Origin of the sequence: Chamaesiphon sp. VAR_69_metabat_338 (assembly GCF_031423935.1) — a bacterium.
Classification (GTDB): domain Bacteria; phylum Cyanobacteriota; class Cyanobacteriia; order Cyanobacteriales; family Chamaesiphonaceae; genus Chamaesiphon.
The window spans coordinates 1-5,906 of the sequence record NZ_JANPGM010000157.1; the positions used below are offsets into that span (position 1 = coordinate 1).

At 47.3% G+C, this 5,906-nt stretch carries 5 protein-coding genes; 2 read left to right on the forward strand and 3 right to left on the reverse strand.

What is annotated here, in order from left to right:
- Positions 1-20: 20 nt before the first annotated feature.
- The 3 genes from RMO84_RS04670 to RMO84_RS04680 form a co-directional block, all read right to left on the reverse strand.
- Entirely contained in the window at positions 21-1,142 is a 1,122-nt protein-coding gene (locus RMO84_RS04670; RefSeq protein ID WP_310487318.1) for a CO2 hydration protein, read from the reverse strand.
- 140 nt (positions 1,143-1,282) lie between these two features.
- Positions 1,283-2,755, reverse strand: coding sequence for an NADH-quinone oxidoreductase subunit M (locus tag RMO84_RS04675; RefSeq protein ID WP_310487319.1), 1,473 nt, complete (start codon positions 2,753-2,755; stop codon positions 1,283-1,285).
- A 107-nt stretch (positions 2,756-2,862) separates the two neighbouring features.
- Positions 2,863-4,701 (reverse strand): NAD(P)H-quinone oxidoreductase subunit F, encoded by a 1,839-nt coding sequence (locus RMO84_RS04680; protein WP_310487320.1) that lies wholly within the window; start codon positions 4,699-4,701, stop codon positions 2,863-2,865.
- A gap of 316 nt (positions 4,702-5,017) precedes the next feature.
- Between RMO84_RS04680 and RMO84_RS04685 the strand changes: the two genes are divergently transcribed.
- Together RMO84_RS04685 and RMO84_RS04690 are read left to right on the forward strand one after the other, a co-directional pair.
- Positions 5,018-5,164, forward strand: a complete 147-nt coding sequence (locus tag RMO84_RS04685; protein ID WP_310487321.1) for a hypothetical protein — start codon at positions 5,018-5,020, stop codon at positions 5,162-5,164.
- 236 nt (positions 5,165-5,400) lie between these two features.
- Positions 5,401-5,906, forward strand: a 506-nt coding sequence (locus tag RMO84_RS04690; RefSeq protein ID WP_310487322.1) for a DapH/DapD/GlmU-related protein, incomplete at its 3' end; no start/stop codon positions are given.

Genomic DNA, 5,906 nt, shown 5'->3' on the forward strand with positions numbered 1-5,906 from the left:
ATCCTCTTTGTTAAACTATCTCAACCTTGAATATTTGGTAATTGAGATGTGAGGAGTCGATCCATCCAGCCCTCAAAATAAGCCATATTTGTGGCTTGTTGTTGGGGGTCTGTACTATCGAGGGGATGGGGAGCCAAACCCAAAATTGTGGCACTAGTGACGCAATACATTGACTTCTGAAAACTTTGGCAAATTTTTACTAGCAGATCGTCTTCTTTGCGCTTTGTGTGCTGATACATTTCGTGCAAATACGGGGGCAAATAATGCCGCATATCTTGCATCAATAAAGTTGGCGGAATCCCCGCTCCCCCGATCGGCAGCGGATCGGCATACAGCGCACCGTAAGTAAAACTATCTTGTTCGATCGGGATTTGATGAGCTTGCGCGTTGTAAGAAACTACCCCCAAAAATGGCGTGCCGCGAAAGAAAATTGCTTCGACATAGGGCACTGCTACATCCATTAGAAAAGTTAGCTTTGCCGATGGCGGTAAGATATCATAGCTGCGCCCGTCGATTTCGACAGCATAATTAATCGGATTGCCTGCCGCCGCGACTAGTCCCGCTTTAACCCAATCCACTACATCTGGAATTGTCGTGACTTTTCCGGCTTCATAGGCTTTACCTAATGTCAAGAAAATCTCTGACATTACCTCCCAAAATTGACCGAGGGCATTGTAATAAACCGATTGCCGCACCTGCTCTGGCAAGAACTCTGGAAACACTCGATGCAAGAGTTTCATTATCGGACTGCCTTTAATTTTGGCTTGAATGGCTAGCTCGATCGAGTCGCTAAATTCTGGCGATTCGATATATTCTTCTAACCTACCGCCACCATGCCACAGCATCACTTTCATGCAATATTCGGCATATTCAAAGTTAATCCGATCGTGCCACCAATGCTTGAGTAAGCGATCGACTGAGACTTTGCCATCAAAATATTTAAAAAAGGGAAAGAGCGTCAAAAATTCGCGATCGGCAATATATTGCAGATTCTTCTGATAAGCATCGAGGACATACCCATAACTATCGAGAATCCCGACCACCTCTTTGACATTATCGGGATTATCTGGCAACAAACTTTGGCCTTGATAAAAGCGATCGATATAAGTAGCAAACCGATGACAAGTATTAGTAGCAGTCATAGTTAAAAGTGGAAAGTGGAAAGTGGAAAGTGAATAGTGGATAGCGATTCGCGCTCGTCGGGGAACCCGACGGTTAAGCGAATCAAGACAGTGGATAGTGAATAGAGACAGTAGGGTGGGCACTGCCGACCAAATAGGACTTACTTGGCAACAACATTTGCCACAACTGCTGGCGGCTGATGCAATGTTGCGGCGATCGTCGGTTCGCTCCAACGGGTAATCCAGCCGGGTTGAAACCCAAAGATCACGATCGCTGCAGTCAAAATCATTGCTGGATAGCGTTCGCGCCAGGTTACAGCTTCGAGATTTTGGACTGGTGCCGACAGTCTTCCAAAGAAAGCTTTGTTGATTAATAATAGATAATAAACCGCTGTCAAACCCGTCCCCACCATACATAGTAGGGTCTGAATCGGAAAAATCGGAAAACTACTGCGGAAAATCAAAAACTCCGCCACAAATCCCACCATGCCAGGAATACCCGCACTCGCCATCACTCCCACCACCATCAAACTGCCAATAACGGGCATCCCCCGTTCGGGATTGAGTAAACCTTCCAAAACGTTGATATCTCTAGTTTTCGTCTTCTGATACACTACGCCGACCAACAGAAATAGTGTCGCGGAAATCAACCCGTGACTGACCATCTGAATCATCGCTGCCGAAAAACTCAACGGGGTATTTGCCGCCGCTGCCAGTAAGATATAACCCATGTGGCTGACGGAACTGTATGCCACCATCTTCTTCATATCCGTTTGCGCGATCGCCATCAACGCGCCGTACAAGACACTGACGATCGCCCAGATCGAGAGCCACGGTGCGGCAATCTGCCACGCGTCGGGGAATAAGCCCACACAAAACCGCAAGATCCCGTAGGTAGCGAGTTTGAGTAACACTCCCGCCAACAATACCGAAATCGGCGTAGACGCCTCAACGTGAGCGTCTGGCAACCAAGTATGAAACGGGAACAGCGGCATTTTGATCCCAAAACCTAGTAATAACGCGCCTAGTAGTAATAACTGTTGGCTCACGGGCAATGCATTTGCCAGCGCAGGATTGTAAATAAAGCTATTGCTACCACCAAACCATGCCAAACCTAGAAACGCAGCTAAAATCAACGCTCCAGAAAAAGCTGTATAAATCAAAAATTTTGTCGCTGCATAAGCCCGTTTTTGACCGCCCCAAATCGCAATCAACAAATACAACGGAATCAATTCCAACTCGTAAGCGATGAAAAATAGCAACAAATCTTGAGCCAAAAATACGCCACTCACCGCCGCATTAAGAATCAAAATCAGCGTGTAATACAGGCGCGGTCGCTCGATTTTCTCATCGCTGCTATAAATTGCCACCCAAGTCAACAGACTATTGAGAGCGACTAATGGCAGCGACAAACCATCCACACCCAAGCGATAGGACAGCCCTAAAGTATCGATCCAGTTGATATTTTCAACAAATTGCATCCCAGGGTTGCTCAAGTCGAACTGTGTCAACAGCCACACTGTCCAACCAATCACAGCTAGCGCGATCGATGACGCGATCGATTTCGTCTGGCTCGGCCAGCAAGCTATTGCCAGTGCTCCCAGAATGGGAACGATTAATAAAATGCTCAACATGAAATTAGAGGATAGGGGATAGAGATTAGGCTTTAGGTTTTAGGCTTTAGGTTTGGAAGTGCCAACTCCCAACTCCGATACGGTGGTACAGCAACTCCCAACTGATTCTAAAGAGACAAAAATAACCAAGCGATCGTCAAGCCCATTAAGCCTACGCCGATCGTAATTGTGAGCACGTAACTTTGGACTTGGCCGGAGGCACCATATTTCAAGCTTTCACTACCAAAGATCGTGGCAAATCCGACTAAGTTGACTAAGCCATCGACGATATAGCGATCGATCCAAGCGGTAACTTGCGATAGTTGATACACCAACCACACAACTGTATTGTCATAAAACTTTTCGACATAAAAATCATTAGTCAGCAACTCTTGCAACCACGGTAAAGACAGTTTTACTTGAGTGCGATCGGTTCTAAAGTACAGTAGTCCCCCGACGACATATCCCAATATGCTCGATAGACTAATCGACGTGTATTGAAACAGACTAATATCATCCAAATCTGGTAACAGTGCCAATTGAGACATCACCGCTGGCGTCAACACTGTCAGCACTGTCAAAAATACCATCGGCAAAGCTAATGGCCAAGCTACTTCTGGCGATCGTCTGGTTTTGGGCTGGGTTTTACCCAAGAATACTAAGCCGAACACGCGCGCTAGGTTAAAAGCTGTCAATCCATTGACGATCAGAATCGTCCAGATCGCCCAGGGGTAATCGATTCGCAAGGCTTCAAGTCCCTCTTGAAATGCCCAAAAACCACCTAAGGGAAACACTCCAGTCATCGCGAGGGCACCGACGATAAAAGCTGTCGTCGTTGCGGGCATACTTTTGGCCAAACCGCCAAACTCGTTGATGTCCTGATTGTTGGTTGTCAAAATGACACAACCGACGCTCATAAAAATTAAGGCTTTAGCGACCGCATGAGCAAAGAGGAGGAAAAAGGCAAAACTGATCCACTTCGCGCCCACGGCAATAAAGACCAATCCTAAGTAAGCACTAGTCGTATAAGAAATCGTCCGCTTGATATCGATTTGGGCGATCGAAACTAATGTCGCACCGATGGCCGTCACCGCGCCAATTACCATCAAGGTGGTGGTGACGACTGGCGATAGATATAAAATCGGGTGGACTTTAATCAAGATATACGCCCCACCCGTCACCACTACCGAGTTGCGTAGAATCGATGCCGGATTTGGCCCTTCCATCGCTTCATCCAACCACAGGTGTAATGGGAACTGAGCGCATTTGCCGATCGGTCCGGCAATCAATGCCAGCCCGATTAAGGTTGCTGTCAATGGTGAAATGTTGGGATCTTCGCACCACTCATACAAGTCTCTAAAATCCAAACTACCAGCGATACTCGAAAGGGCAATCACACCGGCAAACAGCAAAATATCGCCCGCGCGTTTGGTCAAAAATGCATCGCGAGCCGCCTTGACTACCAAAGGTTGTGCGTACCAAAAACCCACCAGTAAATACGTAGACAGCGTTAATAATTCCAGCAAGCCATAGCTAACCAAGAGCGAATCGCTAATCGCCACCGCACTCATTGCACCTTCAAAAAAGCCCACCAACGCAAAAAACCGCGCTAGTGCCCAGTCTTTTTCCATATAGCCCAGGGCAAACACTTGCGCCAATAGGCTCAAAATTGTCACCGACTCCATTGCGCCCACACTCACGGCAGACAGCTCGAACGTCAGATCGAGATCCAGCCCCGCCACTGTCAACCAGTTGAAGACGATCCGGTGCGGTTCGTGATTCCAAACCAGCCGAAACAACGCCGTGCCGTGGATTAAGGAGATCGTCGTCATCAGAATATTTAGATAGGCTGCTGGTCGAGGGCCAGTCTGGCGCACCAATCTCGTCATCCAAGGAATGGTCAGAATCGCCCCTATCACGCCATAGCATGGTATCCACCAACCTGTGTCCAGCAGCATTTGTTCCATAAATTACGCCCAGCAACCTGTATCTATAAATGTTGAAAATTTTTAATCTTAATTAGCCGCACAAATTTATTTCTGAGAATCATCGATCTCAGCAGTGCAAAATTGTGCGGAGAAACTTTAGAATATTTTAAGCTATCACTCATTATCTACCAGAACCAACCGATCGCGCCGAAGATCGGACAATCGACCTAGATGGCGGGTGGTTAGCTCGATTCTCATTTTCTTAATATATCGATACTAGTGGCTTGCCAGCAACCTCGCGATCGGTAAATAATGATATCAGCTCTGCTTATAGGCGAAATCAAAAATAATAATTTTGTATTATATTGCCAAAGCGATCGCCGAAACTGTACTATCGATCGTATCGTGTGTGCGAGTTATAGCCGATCGGGTTCAGCTTTTGGCGATCGCGGCTAAAGCAACGGTGCTGGTGTCGGTGAGCTTTCGAGCGATCCTCAACTAACAATAAAAATATCTAACTCACAATATCTAACTCCCTAAATTATATCCATAGGGTTTCCAGCGCACGCTTACTGCGTCGAAATGACAACTCTACTGTCGGCAGCACCCTAGTTAAACCTCAAAATTTGTGGTGTAGCAGCAAGAGCGAACCGGCTCGCACTAGCGACTTGTCTCGACTCTGAGCGGCATACTGGACGCTCCTTTATGTAACTTATCTATCCAGGAAAATTTAGACTAATGACAGTAGCTCAGACCTTACCTACGGATAATATTACGGCTTCCCCACCAACCCCGTGGTCGAAGACGCTCGTCGAACCCGAGATCCACTCTAGTGCTTACGTCCACGCTTTTTCCAATATCATTGGGGACGTGCGCATCGGTGCCAATGTAATGATCGCACCTGGCATCTCAATTCGGGCGGATGAGGGCAATCCGTTTGGGATTGGCGCGAATACGAATATCCAAGATGGTGTCGTCATTCACGGTTTGGAACAAGGTCGCGTCATCGGTGATGACAATACTGAGTATTCCGTCTGGATCGGCAAGAATACCTCGATCACGCACATGGCCTTGATTCATGGCCCCGCCTATGTCGGCAATGACTGCTTTATCGGCTTTCGATCGACAGTCTTTAATGCCAAAGTCGGTCACGGCTGTGTCGTGATGATGCACGCGCTGGTTCAGGATGTCACAATTCCACCTGGTAAATACGTCCCGTCGGGGGCGATTATTACCAACCAACA

Excerpts from the sequence above, each read along its gene's own strand:
- RMO84_RS04670 (WP_310487318.1), bottom strand. The coding sequence starts at position 1,142 with ATGACTGCTACTAATACTTGTCATCGGTTTGCTACTTATATCGATCGC.
- RMO84_RS04675 (WP_310487319.1), bottom strand. The coding sequence starts at position 2,755 with ATGTTGAGCATTTTATTAATCGTTCCCATTCTGGGAGCACTGGCAATA.
- RMO84_RS04680 (WP_310487320.1), bottom strand. The coding sequence starts at position 4,701 with ATGGAACAAATGCTGCTGGACACAGGTTGGTGGATACCATGCTATGGC.